This window comes from Neobacillus vireti (genome assembly GCF_036962465.1).
In the GTDB taxonomy this organism is placed as follows: domain Bacteria; phylum Bacillota; class Bacilli; order Bacillales; family Cytobacillaceae; genus Neobacillus; species Neobacillus vireti_B.
Genome location: NZ_JBALNF010000031.1, coordinates 72,733 through 90,461 on the forward strand (window position 1 = coordinate 72,733; position 17,729 = coordinate 90,461).

The window sequence follows — 17,729 nt, forward strand, 5'->3', positions numbered from 1 at the left end:
AGATGAATATATTTTTAAAAGAATTAAAATCTCATCGTAAATCACTCCTCTTTTGGAGTATTGGTGTGTTTTTGATGGTGTTATCCGGCATGAATAAGTATGCTAATTTGTATTCATCACAGCAGTCAATGAATGACGTAATGAAAGATATGCCTAAATCGCTGCAGGTGGTAATGGGAGCTGGAAGCTTAGATTTATCAAAGGCGAGCGGTTATTATGGCATGCTGTTTATTTATTTGCTATTGATGGCAACGATACATGCAGCCATGCTTGGCGCCGGGATCATTGCGAAAGAGGAACGGGACAAAACATCCGAGTTCCTATTCGTGAAGCCCGTTTCCAGACCAAGGGTTATTACGGCAAAATTGCTGGCAGCCCTGTTCAATCTAATTGTTTTTAATTTAGTAACACTGGCTTCCTCGATTGCCCTGATGGCTAAATACAGTAAGGGTGAAAATGTAAATCGGGATATAATCCTCTTGATGGCGGGGATGTTCATCTTGCAGCTGTTATTTATAGTGATGGGCAGTGCAATTTCATCTGTAAAAAGGAAATCGAAGAAGGCAGCTTCCCTATCGGCAGGTGTACTGGTACTGACTTTCCTTTTATCTGTTGCAATTGATTTAAATGAAAGTATGAAAAATCTTAAGTACTTGAGCCCGTTTAAATATTTTGAGGCGAAAAATGTGATGTACGGAGGCGGGTTGGATCCCCTCTATGTTGTTATTTCCCTCTTTTTAATCGCGGTCTTTACAAGTGTAACCTATATTTTTTATAAAAAAAGAGATTTAAATAGTTAAAGACCGGAGGATTTCCACCGGTCTTTTCTACATTAAGTTGAGCCCAGTTCCAGTCTGTGGAGGGAATGCTTTTTTATTTTTCACGGGCCATTTTAATCAGTGTGTTTATATCACTTGCCAGCTTTGTATAGTTTGTCTTGTCTGCTTTAATATTTGCTTTTATTCCATCAATTAATGGCATGGCTTTGGCATTGGTAACCGTTAAAATTTGTACATGACCGTCGAAGGCCTTGGTCATTAGCTCTTTGGCCTGATCCAAGTTATCATCTGTATTTTGTTTTGATAGGTCGACTCCATCGAGGTTCCCTTTTCCAGATGAACCAGAAGTGTTGGTTAACACTTTTTGCTGCATTTCGTCATAGCGTGTCGAAGTTGTTTGTGCCGCTGCTCTTGCCAGGATAACGGTGTCGTCAAGAACGAATACTTTTATTCCTGGGATACCTGCCCCAGAAAGTCTTGATTCAAGGTGTGAGGAAATACCTCCATCATGCAGGCTGGAACTGCCAATTAGGCTATACACGTTTGTCCCCAGTCCATTCGTCGTTTGACGATTCGCATTTGTCGTTCTTTTCTTTGCTCGATCTACACTGGGAATCACATTTGGATTGTTAGTTGACCCATGAACATGGCCATTTCCTTTCGTGTTTAATGATTTGTCATGTAGATTTGCTGCATCCACCTGATGTTCCCCTTGCTGTGCAGAGCATCCAGCAAGCAGGAGAAAAACAACCATCATTGGTCCACCGCAAATATTCCAAATTCTTTTCATGTTTTTGCCCTCCTTTTTTTATCATTTTCTCCCTTCCTTTTATAAGTATGAATGGTTTATTTTGGAACATAATAATGTCAAAGCAAGGATATTGATGTAATTTTTGGATTGATATCAAAAGAATAATCTGGAGGTGCACAACATGGTGGAAGAAAACAAAGAAAATCCAGAGTCGGTATCGAGGAGGAATTTTCTCCGAAACGCCGGTTTTACAGTGGGTGGATTAGCTGTTGGTGGGATTATCGGCAGTCTGATTCCCAGAAACGATAAGAATCAAACGGATACAAAAGGGACGAAGACAAAAACGGAAGACTTTAATCAAGCACTTATGTATTTTACGCCTGAACAATTCCAGGTCATTAATGCAGCAACAGAGCGGATTTTTCCAGAGGATGAGCATGGACCAGGTGCAAAGTCCCTCGGGGTTGCCTATTTTATCGACCATCAATTAGCCGGAAGCTGGGGCTTTAATGGTCGTGAATATATGCAGGCGCCTTTTTACCCAGGTGAGAAAGTACAGGGATTTCAAGGCCGGTTAAAGCGCAGGGAAATTTTCGACATAGCGATTCGCGAAATGCAAAACCACAGTATGGCTGTCTATAAGAAGGATTTCACTGAACTTAAAGAAGATGAGCAAGATTCCATCCTTAAAGATTTTGAAGGAGATAAAGTGAATATCACAACCATCTCTCCGAGCGGTTTCTTTCAAATGCTGAGAAGTGTCACCTTAGAAGGAGCCTATAGCGATCCATTATACGGAGGAAATTTAAATATGGATGGCTGGAAGATGAAGAATTACCCAGGCAGTCAAATGGCTTACTCAGATATTATTGATAAAGATTTTAAGAAGATAGCACCGCAAAGCTTGAAGAGCCATATGAATCACTAAATAAATGCAGAGATGAAAGTATTTTTATAAAAAAGAAGGTGGAAGTATGGCGAGAAAACTGCCAAAAGTAGATGTAGTAATTGTCGGTGTTGGTTGGGCAGGTGGGATTATTGCATCAGAACTAACCAAAAAAGGATTAAAAGTTGTTGGATTGGAAAGAGGAAAAGAGCGAAAAACTGAAGATTACTTTATGGTCCATGATGAATTACGCTACGCCCTTCGCTATGAGCTTATGCAGGACCTATCTAGAGAAACCATTACATTCAGAGGAAATGAAAAGATACGAGCCCTTCCGATGCGTCAATATGGTTCGTTTTTACTTGGTGATGGATTAGGCGGTTCTGGAGTCCATTGGAATGGGCAAACATTCCGGTTTTTGCCTTATGATTTTGAAATCTATAGTAAAACAGTTGAACGGTATGGGAAAAAGAAAATTCCGGCCGACATGAATCTCCAGGATTGGGGAATTACATACGATCAATTGGAGCCGTATTACGATCGTTTTGAGAAAACAGCAGGCATCTCCGGAGAGGAAAATCCACTCGCTGGGAAAAGGTCCGATAAGTATCCGACCCCGCCAATGAAAAAGACACCTGCCATTCAGATGTTCGAGAAGGCAGTGAAAAATATGAAATTACATCCATATATGATGCCATCGGCGAACCTGTCGGAATCCTATAAAAATCCAGATGGGATCCAGAGGGCGGCTTGTCAATATTGCGGTTATTGTGAGCGTTTTGGCTGTGAATACGGTGCAAAAGCAGATCCTGTAGTAACGGTCATCCCCGTTGCTAACAAAACAGGTAATTTTGAAATCAGAACCCATTCCAATGTGAGAAGAATATTAAAAACGGGCAACAATGTAACAGGTGTTTTATATACAGACGTGACCACAGGTGAGGAAATTGAGCAGCCGGCGGATATTGTCGTGCTGACTAGCTATGTTTTTAATAATATTCGTCTTCTCTTAATGTCTGGGGTTGGGAAACCATATGATCCTAATACCGGAACAGGCGTGATTGGGAAAAATTATGCCTACCAAGTCATAAAAGGAAATGCGATTGGATTTTTTGATAATAAAGAATTTAATACCTTTGCCGGTGCAGGGTCGCTGGGAATGGTGGTCGATGATTATAATGGTGACAATTTTGACCATAGTAATGTTAATTTCATTCATGGCGGAATGATTTCACTTGCACAAACAGGTTTAAGACCCATTCAAAACAATCCTGTTCCAGGTGGAAAACCAACCTGGGGGAAAGAATTTAAGGCAAACTCGGTCAAATATGCAAATCGCTTTTTATCCGTCGCCTCTCAAGGTTCTTCAATGCCATTTAAGCGTCACTATCTTGACCTTGACCCAACCTATAAGGATGCTTACGGCGATCCGCTTATTCGCATTACCTTTGACTTTGAAGAACAAGACCGCCAAATGTCCAAATTCCTTGCAGGTAAATGTGAAGCAATCTTAAAGGAGATGGGTGCGGATCATATTGATGCAATGAAAGATTTGGGCCCATATGATATAACAACCTATCAATCCACCCATAATACGGGTGGTGTCATCATGGGGGCGGACCCGGCAACCTCTGCTGTAAATAATTATTTGCAAATGTGGGACGTAGATAACCTATTTGTTATTGGTGCATCGGCATTCCCGCATAATTCCGGCTATAATCCGACCGATACCGTCGGAGCCTTAGCTTACCGGGCAGCTGAAGGAATTTTGAAATACCGTGATAAAGGCGGACAGGTAGTCTAACCGAGCTCTTAATGGATTTAACTATAGATAAAGTGTTAATATGAATAAATAAAACAAAGGGAGAGAATCAAATGACAAACCAAAATGAAAACGCTGCACTGCCACCAAAAACCTGTTCCGTTGAAAAATTAATTACCGTAAAAGCCGATGTCGAGAAGGTTTTGGCAGGTGAAAAAACAGCTACACGCCGGAATGGCCGCTATGCCGACCCAGGCGAAATCATGACACTTGAAGGCCGACAGTTCGTCGTCGATAAGGTCTATTCACAGAGCTTGGGCGAGTTGACGGATGATGATGCCCGCCGCGAGGGCTTCAGCACGGTTGAGGAATATAAACAGTCAATCCTTGCCTATCATCCAGGTATGCCGTGGCTGCCACAGATGCGTGTCTGGGTCCATGAATTCAGCCCGGTTCAAGATTAATCATGTTAAACAGAAATAGTCCATTCTCTGGAATGGGCTATTTTATTTTTCAATGCTTAAAAATTGTTTTATTCCGGTAAACGAAATTATAATAGCTATATTAATGTCGCCAAAGGGTTAGGTGAGAGGATGAAATTTTTATCAAAATACATAAAGAAATATTGGAAGTCTTTTAGCATCGCCGTCCTATTTCTCACCTTTGAGGCGATAAGTGATTTGATGCAGCCAACGATTATGGCAAAAATCATCGATGAAGGTGTAGTGAACAGAGACATTCATTATGTGTTAAAGATGGGCAGTGTGATGCTGTTGATTACGGCCCTCGGTGCCATCAGTGCCTCTTCACGCAGCGTAATTGCCAGCATTGTCTCGCAAAACTTTGGCACCGAATTGCGCTCCGATTTATTTAAAAAAGTTCAAACGCTTTCGTTTACAAATCTTGACCGGTTTAACCGCGCCTCGTTGATTACCCGTTTAACAAATGACGTCACACAAGTGCAGGTGTTTGTGAATGGACTGATGAGGATCTTTGTTAAGTCTCCTCTGCTTGCAATCGGGGGCCTTGTGATGGCCACACGGCTAAACTTGCACTTATCTATTGTCTTGGCCGTGGTTGTTCCGATTGTTGCCTTATTAATTGTCCTGAACCTGCGCCTCGGTTTTCCGCTTTTTTCTAAGGTTCAGCAGGCCTTAGACCGTGTGAATTCAGTGATGAGAGAATACTTATCAGGGGTTCGTGTCGTCAAGGCCTTTAACCGCTTTGATGTTGAAATTGATAAATTTTCCACCGCAAATGACCAATTTAAGGATCAATCCATCGCCGCAGGGCGACTGATGGCCACTTTCAGCCCGGCCATCATGCTGACGGTGAATCTTGGCATTGTCGCCGTCCTTTGGATGGGCGGACTAGGAGTGGAATCAGGCAACATTCAAGTAGGCCATATCATTGCTTTTACTAACTATATGACACAAATTCTTTTCTCCCTGATGATGATTTCGATGGTCTTTAATATGTTTGTCAGGGCTAAGGCATCTGCGGGCAGAATCAATGAAGTGTTTTTACAAGAGAATGGTACCATAGAAGAAAAGCAGACTGCATTGCCGCATCATGGTCAGGAAACAGGCAGAATTGACTTTGAAGATGTCACTTTTTCTTATGAAGGAACTAGTGGTGAGCCAATCTTAAAACATATTGATTTAACCATCCTTCCAGGAGAAACGGTAGGCATAATTGGCTCAACTGGTTCAGGAAAAAGTAGCCTCGTTGGGTTAATTCCCCGTTTTTATGATGTGACAAGCGGTACAATTAAGGTGGATGGCCAAGATATTTCACAGCTTAATCCGCAGCTGCTAAGGGATCAAATCGCGATTGTACCACAAAAAAATATCTTATTTACCGGCACGATTACAGATAATATCCGCTGGGGAAAAGAAGAAGCCACCGATGAAGAAGTAAGGATGGCGGCCGTGATTGCCGGTGCCGATGACTTTATTGCCGCCTCGCCGGAGGGATATGAAACGAAAATCGGCCAGGGCGGTGTTAACTTCTCCGGCGGGCAGAAACAGCGGATTTCTATTGCGCGGGCCCTAGTGAAAAAACCGAACATATTAATATTGGATGATAGTACGAGTGCAGTTGACGTTGCTACTGAAGCGAAAATTAAGGCGGCCTTGAAAAAGTACGCTAAAGGACTTACCTGTATTTTGATTGCCCAGCGGATTACCTCGATTATCGATGCGGATAAAATTGTCGTTTTGGATCATGGTGAACTTGTTGGAGTCGGGACCCACCGCGAGTTGCTTTCGAATTGCCAAGTTTACCAAGAAATCTATCAATCGCAGATGGGCAAGGAGGCTTTGTAAATGTCAAAAGGAAATGAACAGACTGTCCATACACCTCCTCCGCTAAGACCGGGCGGTGCCCAGCGCCTTCGCGGCCCTGTTGTCAAACCAAAGAATTTAAAGGGAACGTTAAAACGACTATGGCAATATTTTGGCAACGAGCGAAAAATGCTGAGTTTAATCTTTTTCTTTATTATCATGGATGCCGTTCTGATGCTCCTTGCTCCCTATTTAATCGGAAGAGCAGTTGATGCGATGAGCCTTAAACAGGGTAAGGTTGATTTCAATCTATTAGAGATCATGATTATTGTGCTGACCTGTTCATACATAGCAGATGCTGCCCTGACTTTTTTACAAGGCTGGCTGATGGCGGGGGTGGCACAAAGGGTAGTGAAGCGGCTCCGCGAGGCGATCTTTCGGAAGCTGCAAAAGCTGCCTATCTCCTTTTTTGATACCCGGACGCACGGGGAACTAATGAGCCGGTTATCAAATGATGTGGATAATGTCAGTAACACCATCTCCCAATCCACGACACAACTTATGTCTGGCCTGATTGTGATTACCGGCTCCTTAATCATGATGATTATCCTAAGCCCATTATTAACCATAGCCAGCTTAATTACAGTGCCGCTTGTTTTTTTATTGACCAAGACCATTGCGAAGCGAACGAGTGTCTTATTTAAGAATCAACAGGTAGAGCTCGGTAAATTAAATGGTCATATTGAAGAATCCATCTCAGGGATTGAAGTCGTCAAGGCATTTAATCATGAAGATCAAGTGATTAAAGAGTTTGAATTGGTAAACACAAAGCTTCGTGATGTCGGCCTTAAGGCGCAAATCTGGTCGGGTTTTTTAATGCCGATTATGAATGTCATTAATAATCTTGGCTTTGCGATTGTCGCCGTTATTGGTGGGATTTTGGCAGTGAAAAGTCTGGTTACGGTTGGGGCCATTGCAAGCTTTATCACCTATTCACGTCAATTTGTCCGGCCGCTAAATGACCTTGCCAATATTTTCAATATCCTCCAGTCAGGTGTGGCAGGGGCAGAAAGAGTTTTTGAGATCATTGATGAGCCCGAGGAAGTAGTTGATCCACCCCATGCAGTGGAACTAATGAATCCAAAAGGCCATGTCGTCTTTGAAAATGTTAGTTTCGGCTACCGCCCTGACGTCCCGATTATTAAGAACGTCAGCTTTGAGGCCCGGGTCGGCAGCAGCACGGCCCTTGTTGGTCCTACAGGTGCTGGAAAAACAACCATCGTAAACCTGCTGACAAGATTCTACGATGTTACAGAGGGCAGAATTCTGCTGGACGGCCGTGATATCCGTGATTACACAAGGGATAGTTTGCGGAGATGTTTTGGGTTTGTCCTGCAAGATACGTATCTATTTTCTGGAACGATTAAAGAGAACATTAAATATGGTAAACCTGATGCCACGGATGAAGAGGTGGAACAGGCAGCCCGAATGGCGAATGCAGATGTTTTTATCAGACGCCTGCCAAATAAATATGAAACAGTTTTATCTGAGAATGGCGGAAATCTTAGCCAGGGCCAGCGACAACTGTTAGCGATTGCCAGGGTGATACTGGCAAGACCTGCCTTGCTCATTTTAGATGAGGCTACCAGCAGTATTGATACAAGAACAGAGCTTCATATTCAGGAGGCATTGCTTAAATTAATGGAGGACCGGACTAGCTTTATCATTGCTCACCGTTTAAATACGATTCGTGATGCTGATATGATTATGGTGATCGACAATGGTCAAATTATTGAAAAAGGCAGCCATCAGGAATTAATGGAAGCTAAAGGCCGGTATGGTCAGATGTTTTTTAACCAATTTAAAAATGTCGAAGGAGCACTTGATTAGGAAAAGTGAATTTGGTTGATCTAAGGTAAAGGGAATGCGCTGGCAGTTGTGCATTCTCTTTTTTTGCGCAAGATAATGACAGATGTCAAGACAACTGGTAGAATACCTTATGTCCACTATTGTTTTACTTAGATTAGAGGATTTTGGGGAATAATGTAATTACTTGTTATATAGGGGGATTATCATGAAAAATAAGAAGGAAATATCCACCCGGAGACTGCTCGGAATTGCCGGCATGGGCTGGATGTTTGATGCCCTGGATGTAGGGATGCTTAGCTTCATCATTGCAGCCTTGAAAGTAGAATGGGATTTAACACCAGGAGAAATGGGCTGGATTGGCAGTATCAATTCTATTGGGATGGCAGTAGGAGCCCTTATTTTTGGATTAATGGCTGATCGAATCGGCCGGAAAAATGTTTTTATCATTACCTTACTACTATTTTCAGTAGGGAGCGGCGTGTCTGCATTTACGACCTCACTAGCGGCCTTTCTCGTCTTAAGATTCTTTATTGGGGCAGGTTTGGGCGGTGAGCTTCCCGTTGCCTCTACTTTGGTCTCAGAAAGCGTCTCTGCTGAAAAGCGCGGCAGGATCGTTGTGCAGCTCGAAAGTTTTTGGGCAGGCGGCTGGTTAGTGGCTGCGGTCATTTCGTATTTTATTATCCCGAAGTTTGGCTGGCAGGTTGCCCTGCTTATTAGTGCAATTCCAGCCCTATATGCCCTATACCTGCGAATGGGGCTTCCAGATTCACCTCGGTTTACGGCAGTAATAGATAAGCAGAAGACAACATTGGGTCAAAGTTTGCAGAAATTATTCTCGAAGGAATATGGACGGCAGACGGCAATGCTTTGGATTGTTTGGTTTTGTGTCGTTTTTTCCTACTATGGAATGTTTTTATGGCTGCCTAGTGTCATGGTCATGAAAGGATTCAGTCTCATTAAGAGCTTTCAATATGTACTGATTATGACCATAGCCCAGCTTCCGGGTTATTTTACAGCAGCCTGGTTTATTGAAAAAATTGGCAGGAAATTTGTTTTAGTGGTTTACTTAATTGGGACTGCAATCAGCGCCTATTTCTTTGGCAACGCAGACACTACAGCCATGTTAATGACCTCTGGAATTCTGTTATCATTCTTTAACCTCGGGGCCTGGGGCGGTTTGTATGCTTATTCGCCAGAGCAGTATCCAACTATTATTCGCGGAACAGGAACAGGCTTTGCGGCCGCTATAGGGCGGATTGGCGGAGTATTGGGTCCGTTATTAGTAGGAAATCTGGTTGCTCAGCATGTAGCGATTTCAACAATCTTTATGATCTTCTGTATTTCGATTCTAATTGGTGCATTAGCAGTCTTTATTTTAGGAAAAGAAACGAAAAATAAAGAATTAGTATAATAATTATTGAGAAGGGGTTCTGGAAAAAAGAATCCCTTTTTCTTTGTAACGAACACTTGATTATATTTAACCAAAATATTAAAAATAGATTGTTTTTTGGTTAAAAAAGTTATTCAGCATTACTTTATTGCAATAAAGCGTTTTATACTGAGAAAACGTTTTAATTTTCTTATTCTTTTAATTATTTTAAAATAACTGTATAATAGGACTAGACGAACCCCTAAATAGTAATGTACAATGTTTTCAGAATATTATAGATTTTTTGAAGCAGTAGGACAAAGGTCTTGGGCATTTTTTAAAAAATAGGGGGTAGTTGGATGAGAAAGAGGAAATTAGCTGGAATTTGTATGTCCTTTATGGTAGCAGCAGGAGTAATGGCAGGATGTAATTCAAGTGCAAGTAGTGATGGAGAAAAAGGCGGCACAATCAAAATTGGTGCCAACTTAGAACTCTCAGGCGGAGTAGCCTCCTATGGCCAATCTGCTAAGGAAGGTATTGAATTAGCGATTGAGGAGATTAATAAAAAAGGCATTGACGGTAAAAAACTCGAATTAGTAACGGTCGATAATAAGTCTGATGCAGCAGAAGCTACAAGCGGAGCCCTTAAACTGGCTACACAAGATAAAGTGGCAGCAATGATTGGTGCAGCAACTAGTACAAACACCCTAGCCCAAGTACAAATTGCCCAGGATAATAAAATTCCATTAATTACACCAACTGCCACAAACGCAACCATTACCTATAAAGATGGAAAATTAAATGACTTTGTCTTCCGTACCTGCTTCATTGACCCCTTCCAGGGCACAGTGGCAGCAAACTTTGCTACCAATGACTTAAAAGTGAAAAATGCAGCTGTTTTAATTGACAGCTCAAGCGATTACTCTAAAGGTCTTGCAGATGCCTTTAAAAAGGCCTTTAAGGCTAATGGTGGAAAGATTGTCGCTGAAGAAGCATACGTGGCAAAAGATACAGATTTCCATGCTACCCTAACAAGAATCAAAGCCGCAAAACCAGATTATGTCTTCCTTCCTGGTTTCTATGAAGAAGTCGGTTTGATTGTAAAACAAGCTCGTGAAGTTGGTCTTACTGTTCCATTTATGGGCGGCGACGGCTGGGATTCTCCTAAACTAGTGGATATTGCTGGTGCGGATCCGCTTAAGAACACATATATTACGAACCACTATTCTTCAGGTGATAGTGACAAGAAGGTTCAAGAGTTTGTTTCAGCCTTCAAAGCAAAGTATGGCGGTAAATCCCCGGATGCTTTTGGAGCACTAGGTTATGATACGGTCTACTTCCTTGCAGATGCCATTAAACGTGCTGGAAGCAGTGATCCAAAGAAGATTCAGAAGGCACTGGAAGAAACAGATGGTCTACAGCTTGTATCAGGAAAAGTGAAACTTGACGACCATCATGATCCAATTAAAGCCGCAGTTATTCTAGAGTACGTAAACGGCCAACAACAATATAAGACAAAGGTTAACCCGTAATTCGAAAAGCTGAAGCGCCTAGGCGCTGGAGCTAGACAATTAGAAAAGTGGAAGCTTTGAACATGTGCTACATTTGACAAATCTCATAGTTTGCCAAGGAATAGGGAGCGCTGATGTCTCCCTATTCTAGTTTATAAAAGAATAATAAGGTAACTAGCGTGCTAAATTTAAAAACTAGTATTTAGAAAAAGAAATGCAGGAGTTCATCAGAAGGAGTGTAAACATATGGAGTTAATACAGCAGCTCGTGAATGGAATATCCTTAGGCAGTATTTATGCATTAATTGCACTGGGATATACAATGGTCTACGGTATTGTTAAATTAATTAATTTTGCCCATGGAGATGTCTTCATGGTAGGTGCATTTATTGGTTTTTATTCAATTACTATTCTTCATTTAGGGTTTTTCCCATCCCTGCTTATTGCAATGGTCGTATGTGCGATTTTTGGAGTGTTAATTGAGCGGATTGCTTATAAGCCGTTAAGGAATGCCACTAGAATTGCAGCACTTATTACAGCTATTGGGGTATCCCTGTTTATCGAATATGGGACGATTTATGCCCGCGGGGCACAGCCTGAGGCATACCCAAGTAATTTAGTGCCTTTAAAAGACATGGATATCTTAGGTGTAAAAATCAGTGGCCAGTCCATTTTAATTTTGTTAACATCGATTGTTTTAATGATTCTTTTACAATTTATTGTCCATAAAACAAAAATTGGAAAAGCAATGCGTGCCGTCTCACATGATATGGATGCGGCTCGATTAATGGGAATTAACGTGAATAACACGATCTCTGCAACCTTTGCAATTGGTTCTGCTTTAGCGGGTGCAGCAGGTGTAATCTTCGGGATGTATTATACAAAGATTGAACCGTTGATGGGAATTATCCCGGGCCTAAAAGCCTTCGTTGCTGCCGTTTTAGGTGGAATTGGAATTATTCCGGGTGCGATGACCGGCGGATTATTATTGGGTGTTATTGAAGCACTTGTTAGTGCGGCAGGATACTCTTTATGGCGTGATGGCGTTGCGTTTATTGTTCTTATTTTAATTCTAATTTTCCGTCCAGCAGGACTATTTGGCAAAAATGTCAGAGAAAAGGTTTAGGGGGAGGCTTCTACGATGAATATTTTAAAACAAGCAAAGTTTTTCTGGACATCAATCGTTTTAGCCGTTATTTTTGCAGTCGTTATGCAATTTTTAATTACCGGTGGAACATTAAATCAATTCTATGTAAATACCTTGTTCTTTATGGGTATTAATATTATCCTTGCAGTCAGCCTGCATTTAATTATTGGAATTACCGGACAGTTTTCGATTGGACATGCTGGTTTCCTTGCAGTTGGTGCCTATGCCTCCGCGATTATGACCATGAAATTAAGCCTGCCTTTTCCAGTAGGTTTACTAGTCGGCGGATTAGCAGCAGCAGTGGCAGGTCTTATTATTGGGATCCCTACATTACGGCTTAGAGGGGACTATCTTGCGATTGCGACACTTGGTTTTGGAGAAATTGTTAGAATTGTATTTTTAAACATTGATTACGTTGGCGGAGCAAGCGGTATGACGGTCTCTCATTTAACGACATGGCCTTGGCTGATCGGCTGCGTATTATTAACCGTTCTCGTTATTGTGAACTTTACAAATTCAACTCATGGCAGAGCTTGTATTTCGATTCGGGAAAATGAAATAGCCGCTGATGCGATGGGGATTAACACGACTTATTATAAAGTCGCCGCCTTTACACTTGGTGCTTTTTTTGCCGGTATTGCCGGTGCATTATATGCCCACAACTTTTATATTATTCAACCAACCAACTTTGGCTTTTTGAAATCATTTGATATCTTAATTTATGTGGTGCTTGGTGGTTTAGGCAGTTTGTCTGGCGCTGTTATTGCAGCCATCCTATTAACGATAATTTCCACCTACCTGCAAAGCTATCCAGAGCTGCGGATGGTGATCTATAGCTTAGTACTGATTATAATGATGCTTTATCGTCCACAAGGGTTATTGGGGACAAAGGAAATTACCTCATTCTTTAAAGTTGGTAAATCGCCTAAAGGAGGAATACAGCATGACAGCAAAAACACAGTTGCTTAAAGTAGAAAATGCCGGTATCCGATTTGGCGGCTTAAAGGCTGTTTCTGATGTGAATTTGGAATTAAGGAAGGGCGAACTTATTGGCTTAATCGGTCCAAATGGTGCCGGTAAAACGACCTTTTTCAACCTATTAACGGGAGTTTATGTTCCAACAGAAGGAAGTATTTCGCTCGATGGAGAAAAACTTAACGGGTTAGCCCCTTTTAAAATAACGAAAAAAGGAATCAGCAGGACATTTCAGAATATCCGGCTATTCAATGAGCTATCCGTACTTGACAATGTTAAGGTAGCCTATCATGCACTTGCGAAGCATTCAATTTTAAGCTCAATCTTCCGTCTTCCTTCTCACTTTGCGGGTGAAAAGGAAATGGAAGAAAAAGCGATAGAGTTTTTGAAAATCTTTAAGCTTGATAATGTCCTGCATGAACAGGCGAAAAATTTGCCGTACGGTCAGCAGCGCCGCTTAGAGATTGCCCGGGCATTAGCGGCTAATCCTAAGTTATTGCTGCTCGATGAACCAGCAGCAGGGATGAATCCACAGGAAACTGAGGAATTAATGAATTTAATAGCGTTGATTCGAGAAAAATTTGATCTTACCATTCTATTAATTGAACATGATATGCTTCTAGTAATGGGCGTATGTGAGCGGATTTATGTACTCGACCATGGTCAATTAATTGCCGAAGGTACACCAGAGCAAATCAAAAATAATCCAAAAGTCATCGAAGCGTATCTTGGCGAGGAGGTCTCTTAATGCTTAAAATTAATGATATGAACGTTTATTATGGTAATATTCAAGCATTGAAGGGAGTTTCCCTCGAGATTAATCAGGGTGAAATTGTGACCTTAATCGGAGCCAATGGAGCGGGGAAAAGTACATTGTTAAAAACGATTTCCGGCTTACTTAAACCAAAAAGCGGGGAAATAGTATTTGAAAATGAGCATGTAGCCGGTAAGGTAGCCCAGTCCATCGTAAAGAGAGGGATTTCACATGTTCCGGAAGGACGCCGTGTCTTCGCTAACATGTCGGTGGAGGAAAATCTGGAATTAGGTGCTTACTTACGAAAAGATAAAAAAGGAATCAAGGAAGATTTTGATAAAATTTATCAGTTATTCCCCCGCCTGGAAGAGCGCCGCAAACAGCTGTCCGGTACGCTTTCAGGAGGAGAGCAGCAAATGCTTGCGATGGGCCGGGCCTTAATGGCCAGACCGCGCCTATTACTGTTAGACGAGCCTTCTATGGGTCTTGCGCCACTTTTGGTTAAAACCATCTTTCGTATTATTGAAGAAATTAACCAAACTGGGACCACGATCCTTCTTGTTGAACAAAACGCCAATATGGCTCTATCCATCGCCGATCGTGCCTATGTTATTGAAACAGGAAAAATAGTCGCTTCCGGAACAGCTGAAGAACTCAGCCAAAGCGATCAAATCAGAGCAGCTTATCTAGGTGGGCATTAATTGAAGAAATAAAAAAGGTATCGGAAGAGAATCCGATACCTTTTACTATTTTAGCCTTTTATTTTCCGATATTCCGGATCAAGTTTAAATTGCTGGCGGCGTTTCGGACTTAGGAGATGTCTTAGTTTGTTTACATAATCTTCATATAATTGTTCCATACCGACTAAGGCGAGTGAAAAGAAATTGGCATAATTCTTCGGTACTTCCCACTTCAATTCATTTTTCCCGCAGATACTATACTTATTTAACTCCTGTATTTCTTCTTGAATCTTAGCTAATTCAATGGCCTGCTCCTCGATGGGAAGAGAAAGTACATGGTCAATCATTTTAATATATTCCTTTGATTTCTCAATCTTCTCTTTGATATCAAAGTAATCCTCTTTACTAATCAGCTGGTACTCTAATTTAAAGTCATTAAGGCGTTCGGCTGCTTCATAGGTGGAATTGACAATGTCATCACGTGTCATATCCTTTGTTTCATAGCTTAGCATATGCTTCCAGGAAGGCTGCGTGATGGCCTTACGGTGATCCTCAAGTGTGTGACAATACTTCTTATAGCCATGAATATCCGGATGTTCAAAGGCCGGGCTGGCAGGGTCTAAGAATGGTGCCAGTGGTGCGACAAAGTAAAAGATTCTAGGGTCTTTGTTACAGGCCAGATGAATGGTTTCACAGAAATCAATATTTTCAACCGCACTCACGTATGTCTGTCCTGGAATGCCTACCATAAAGAACAGGTCAATCTTTTTACAGCCATTTTTTAACGCAAAATTAAGCGTATCGATCACCTTTTGGTTGGTACAGCTGAATTTGCCATTATAGCGTCTAATCTTTTCATCATGTGTCTCAAGCGTGATTTCAATACTGTATTTTGGAACGCTGTCATTCATCATTTTAAAGAATTCCTCATCCGCATATTGGAACAATTCAAACACGATTTCATTTTTTAAATGAAGTTCTTTTAAACGGCTGAAAAATTCCTGTACATATTCACGTCCCCCTTGACGCAAGTCATGCAAGATAAAAATAGGTGCCCGGCTAAAGCGGGAAATAAATTGGATATCCTCTACTAACTTCTTCGGGGAGCGTAAAGCTAAAGAGTTCCGATTGCAATTTTGGTCATAAGCTTCTCTCGATCCGCCGCAAATCAAGCAGTTTTGGGTACACCCTCTTGCTGTTAACAAAGCTGTGTTTGGATATTGGAGCCAGCCGTTGTAGGGAAGCGGGTCCAGGAAGTTCCGGTATTTAAACACGGAGCGGATGGTATAACGATAGCCTGGAACGTCAATATCATCGAGATCTTTTGGAACGTAGGTAATAGGATTGTAACCGTACTCCGTTCCTTTTTTCCAGGTAAGGTTAGGAATATCAGCATAATGGGTATTGCCTGCTTCAATTTTATTCATAAGTAAAAGCATCAGTTTTTCAGTTGAGTCACCGCGCATAACAAAATCAATGTAAGGATATTCAATTAGCTCCTTATGATAGTAAGTAGCGGATAATCCACCAAAGATAATCGGGGTCTCAGGGTGAAGGCTTTTAACAATTTTAGCGAGTTCAATACTTCCGTGGGCGTGTGGCAGCCAATGAAGGTCGATCCCGAATGCCTTCGTCTTAATTTTTCGGAGCTTTGCTTCCACATCAAATTTATCACTCATCAGCATCCGGTTAGCAATATTAATAATTTTTACCCTAAGGCCGTACCGCTCTAGATAATCAGCAATACTTGTCAGCCCAATCGGGTACATTTCAAACACAGGTGATGATGGGACTACGTCACTGATTGGACCGGCAAGTAACGAGTTTTTTCTAAAGTCATATACGCTTGGTGCGTGTAATAAAACTAAATCGTATTTCATTATTTTCACCTCAGGTCAATTTATGGGGAATACTTTTCTATAAAAGTAGTTTGTGTGAAGGCAGTCGGATATGTGAGGGTTTTCACAAAGTTGTATGACTGGTTAGCTGGCGATCTGCCCTTTCCCAGTGTAGTTTTGTTAGAATCTAAATTTAGTTTACTATAATAATGGTTTAATAGAGTGACAATCGGGTGACAGATTGTGGGTGATTTTGTGTATATCAAGGTTTTTCAAATCAAAATGGCAGATGATATAATCCTACTATAAATCGTTTAAAGGATGATGGTGATGGCACAAACAAAAACAAACGCGATGCGGATACTTGATGCAAAGAAGGTCGAGTATGACGTGCTTACATACGATAATAAAGATGGAAAAATTGACGGGATATCGGTAGCGGAGAAGATTGGCAAAGATCCTAAGAGCGTTTATAAGACGTTAGTTGCCCAAGGCGCCAGTAAAAATATTCTTGTGTTTGTTATTCCTGTTGCGGAGGAACTGGATTTAAAAAAGGCAGCCAAGGCTGCAGGAGAAAAAGCAATTGAGATGCTGCCAATGAAGGACATTCAAAAATGGACAGGCTATATCCGCGGCGGCTGTTCTCCGATTGGAATGAAAAAGGAATATAGGACGTTCCTCGATGAAAGCAGCAGACAACTGGAAAAAATGGTCGTCAGCGCAGGAAAAATAGGTGTTCAGATTGTGGTCTCCCCCATTAAATTACAAGAAGTAACAAGGGGTGAATGGGTCCCAGTAACAAAATAACAGCAGGACTGACAATCTGATAGGTAAATGGATGTAAGATAAATTTTTCATAGGCACTCACCTAAAAAACAACAAAAGCATAAGATAACGTGAAAGTGAATCACCTGAAAATGGGGTGAATGAGACTTTACTTATGGCTGTGTTAAAGGCTAATGATGATTTTTAGCAAGTTGATTGGAGCGGAAGGCGGCGAAGACTTCTCGAAAATGCTATCGCATTTCCTTCGTGCGTGGGCGGATTCGAGGATGCAAATTCAAGGTCCTGCGGGAGTATGGGCCAGGGGAGACCCCACAGGCGCAAGTGCGCCGAGGAGGCTC

Annotated in this window: 15 protein-coding genes; 13 read left to right on the forward strand and 2 right to left on the reverse strand. The window is 41.6% G+C overall.

Annotated elements, in window-relative coordinates; all coding sequences use genetic code 11:
• Positions 1–2 precede the first annotated feature (2 nt).
• The gene (locus V7077_RS14120; RefSeq protein ID WP_335502657.1) at positions 3–800 is read left to right on the forward strand and encodes an ABC transporter permease subunit; all 798 of its coding nucleotides are present in this window, start codon (positions 3–5) and stop codon (positions 798–800) included.
• Positions 801–873: 73 nt separating this feature from the next.
• Here V7077_RS14120 and V7077_RS14125 read toward each other — a convergent pair whose 3' ends face one another.
• Positions 874–1,569 (reverse strand): hypothetical protein, encoded by a 696-nt coding sequence (locus V7077_RS14125; RefSeq protein ID WP_335502661.1) that lies wholly within the window; start codon positions 1,567–1,569, stop codon positions 874–876.
• A gap of 142 nt (positions 1,570–1,711) precedes the next feature.
• Here V7077_RS14125 and V7077_RS14130 point away from each other — a divergent pair, with 142 nt between their 5' ends.
• The 11 genes from V7077_RS14130 to V7077_RS14180 all read left to right on the forward strand — a co-directional run bounded on the left by V7077_RS14130 (position 1,712) and on the right by V7077_RS14180 (position 14,788).
• Positions 1,712–2,458 (forward strand): gluconate 2-dehydrogenase subunit 3 family protein, encoded by a 747-nt coding sequence (locus V7077_RS14130; protein ID WP_335502664.1) that lies wholly within the window; start codon positions 1,712–1,714, stop codon positions 2,456–2,458.
• Positions 2,459–2,504: 46 nt separating this feature from the next.
• Positions 2,505–4,220, forward strand: coding sequence for a GMC family oxidoreductase (locus V7077_RS14135; protein ID WP_335502667.1), 1,716 nt, complete (start codon positions 2,505–2,507; stop codon positions 4,218–4,220).
• A 71-nt stretch (positions 4,221–4,291) separates the two neighbouring features.
• Positions 4,292–4,642, forward strand: coding sequence for an ASCH domain-containing protein (locus tag V7077_RS14140; RefSeq protein WP_335502670.1), 351 nt, complete (start codon positions 4,292–4,294; stop codon positions 4,640–4,642).
• A 129-nt stretch (positions 4,643–4,771) separates the two neighbouring features.
• The gene (locus V7077_RS14145) at positions 4,772–6,505 is read left to right on the forward strand and encodes an ABC transporter ATP-binding protein (protein ID WP_335502673.1); all 1,734 of its coding nucleotides are present in this window, start codon (positions 4,772–4,774) and stop codon (positions 6,503–6,505) included.
• Positions 6,506–8,353 carry an ABC transporter ATP-binding protein gene (locus V7077_RS14150; protein ID WP_335502676.1) on the forward strand — a complete coding sequence of 616 codons (1,848 nt, stop codon included), beginning with the start codon at positions 6,506–6,508 and terminating at the stop codon, positions 8,351–8,353.
• 184 nt (positions 8,354–8,537) lie between these two features.
• Positions 8,538–9,743, forward strand: a complete 1,206-nt coding sequence (locus V7077_RS14155; RefSeq protein ID WP_335502680.1) for an MFS transporter — start codon at positions 8,538–8,540, stop codon at positions 9,741–9,743.
• 317 nt (positions 9,744–10,060) lie between these two features.
• Positions 10,061–11,233, forward strand: a complete 1,173-nt coding sequence (locus V7077_RS14160) for an ABC transporter substrate-binding protein (protein ID WP_335502683.1) — start codon at positions 10,061–10,063, stop codon at positions 11,231–11,233.
• 225 nt (positions 11,234–11,458) lie between these two features.
• Positions 11,459–12,337, forward strand: coding sequence for a branched-chain amino acid ABC transporter permease (locus tag V7077_RS14165; protein ID WP_335502685.1), 879 nt, complete (start codon positions 11,459–11,461; stop codon positions 12,335–12,337).
• Positions 12,338–12,352: 15 nt separating this feature from the next.
• Entirely contained in the window at positions 12,353–13,327 is a 975-nt protein-coding gene (locus V7077_RS14170; RefSeq protein ID WP_335502688.1) for a branched-chain amino acid ABC transporter permease, read from the forward strand.
• Positions 13,302–14,081 carry an ABC transporter ATP-binding protein gene (locus V7077_RS14175; RefSeq protein ID WP_335502691.1) on the forward strand — a complete coding sequence of 260 codons (780 nt, stop codon included), beginning with the start codon at positions 13,302–13,304 and terminating at the stop codon, positions 14,079–14,081. The genes V7077_RS14170 and V7077_RS14175 overlap by 26 nt, the downstream gene beginning before the upstream one ends.
• Positions 14,081–14,788, forward strand: coding sequence for an ABC transporter ATP-binding protein (locus V7077_RS14180; protein ID WP_335502695.1), 708 nt, complete (start codon positions 14,081–14,083; stop codon positions 14,786–14,788). The genes V7077_RS14175 and V7077_RS14180 overlap by 1 nt, the downstream gene beginning before the upstream one ends.
• A 50-nt stretch (positions 14,789–14,838) precedes the next feature.
• Here V7077_RS14180 and V7077_RS14185 read toward each other — a convergent pair whose 3' ends face one another.
• Positions 14,839–16,647: a TIGR04190 family B12-binding domain/radical SAM domain protein gene (locus tag V7077_RS14185; protein WP_335502699.1), complete on the reverse strand. Its 1,809-nt coding sequence runs from the start codon at positions 16,645–16,647 to the stop codon at positions 14,839–14,841.
• Positions 16,648–16,935: 288 nt separating this feature from the next.
• On the opposite strand from V7077_RS14185, the gene ybaK reads away from it, so the two are divergent.
• Positions 16,936–17,412, forward strand: a complete 477-nt coding sequence (gene ybaK / locus V7077_RS14190) for a Cys-tRNA(Pro) deacylase (protein WP_335502702.1) — start codon at positions 16,936–16,938, stop codon at positions 17,410–17,412.
• The last annotated feature ends 317 nt before the right edge of the window (positions 17,413–17,729 follow it).

What these genes read in the sequence shown, in the direction of transcription:
- V7077_RS14120 (WP_335502657.1), top strand. Translation starts at nt 3, where the DNA reads ATGAATATATTTTTAAAAGAATTAAAATCTCATCGTAAATCACTCCTC.
- V7077_RS14125 (WP_335502661.1), bottom strand. Translation starts at nt 1,569, where the DNA reads ATGAAAAGAATTTGGAATATTTGCGGTGGACCAATGATGGTTGTTTTT.
- V7077_RS14130 (WP_335502664.1), top strand. Translation starts at nt 1,712, where the DNA reads ATGGTGGAAGAAAACAAAGAAAATCCAGAGTCGGTATCGAGGAGGAAT.
- V7077_RS14135 (WP_335502667.1), top strand. Translation starts at nt 2,505, where the DNA reads ATGGCGAGAAAACTGCCAAAAGTAGATGTAGTAATTGTCGGTGTTGGT.
- V7077_RS14140 (WP_335502670.1), top strand. Translation starts at nt 4,292, where the DNA reads ATGACAAACCAAAATGAAAACGCTGCACTGCCACCAAAAACCTGTTCC.
- V7077_RS14145 (WP_335502673.1), top strand. Translation starts at nt 4,772, where the DNA reads ATGAAATTTTTATCAAAATACATAAAGAAATATTGGAAGTCTTTTAGC.
- V7077_RS14150 (WP_335502676.1), top strand. Translation starts at nt 6,506, where the DNA reads ATGTCAAAAGGAAATGAACAGACTGTCCATACACCTCCTCCGCTAAGA.
- V7077_RS14155 (WP_335502680.1), top strand. Translation starts at nt 8,538, where the DNA reads ATGAAAAATAAGAAGGAAATATCCACCCGGAGACTGCTCGGAATTGCC.
- V7077_RS14160 (WP_335502683.1), top strand. Translation starts at nt 10,061, where the DNA reads ATGAGAAAGAGGAAATTAGCTGGAATTTGTATGTCCTTTATGGTAGCA.
- V7077_RS14165 (WP_335502685.1), top strand. Translation starts at nt 11,459, where the DNA reads ATGGAGTTAATACAGCAGCTCGTGAATGGAATATCCTTAGGCAGTATT.
- V7077_RS14170 (WP_335502688.1), top strand. Translation starts at nt 12,353, where the DNA reads ATGAATATTTTAAAACAAGCAAAGTTTTTCTGGACATCAATCGTTTTA.
- V7077_RS14175 (WP_335502691.1), top strand. Translation starts at nt 13,302, where the DNA reads ATGACAGCAAAAACACAGTTGCTTAAAGTAGAAAATGCCGGTATCCGA.
- V7077_RS14180 (WP_335502695.1), top strand. Translation starts at nt 14,081, where the DNA reads ATGCTTAAAATTAATGATATGAACGTTTATTATGGTAATATTCAAGCA.
- V7077_RS14185 (WP_335502699.1), bottom strand. Translation starts at nt 16,647, where the DNA reads ATGAAATACGATTTAGTTTTATTACACGCACCAAGCGTATATGACTTT.
- ybaK (WP_335502702.1), top strand. Translation starts at nt 16,936, where the DNA reads ATGGCACAAACAAAAACAAACGCGATGCGGATACTTGATGCAAAGAAG.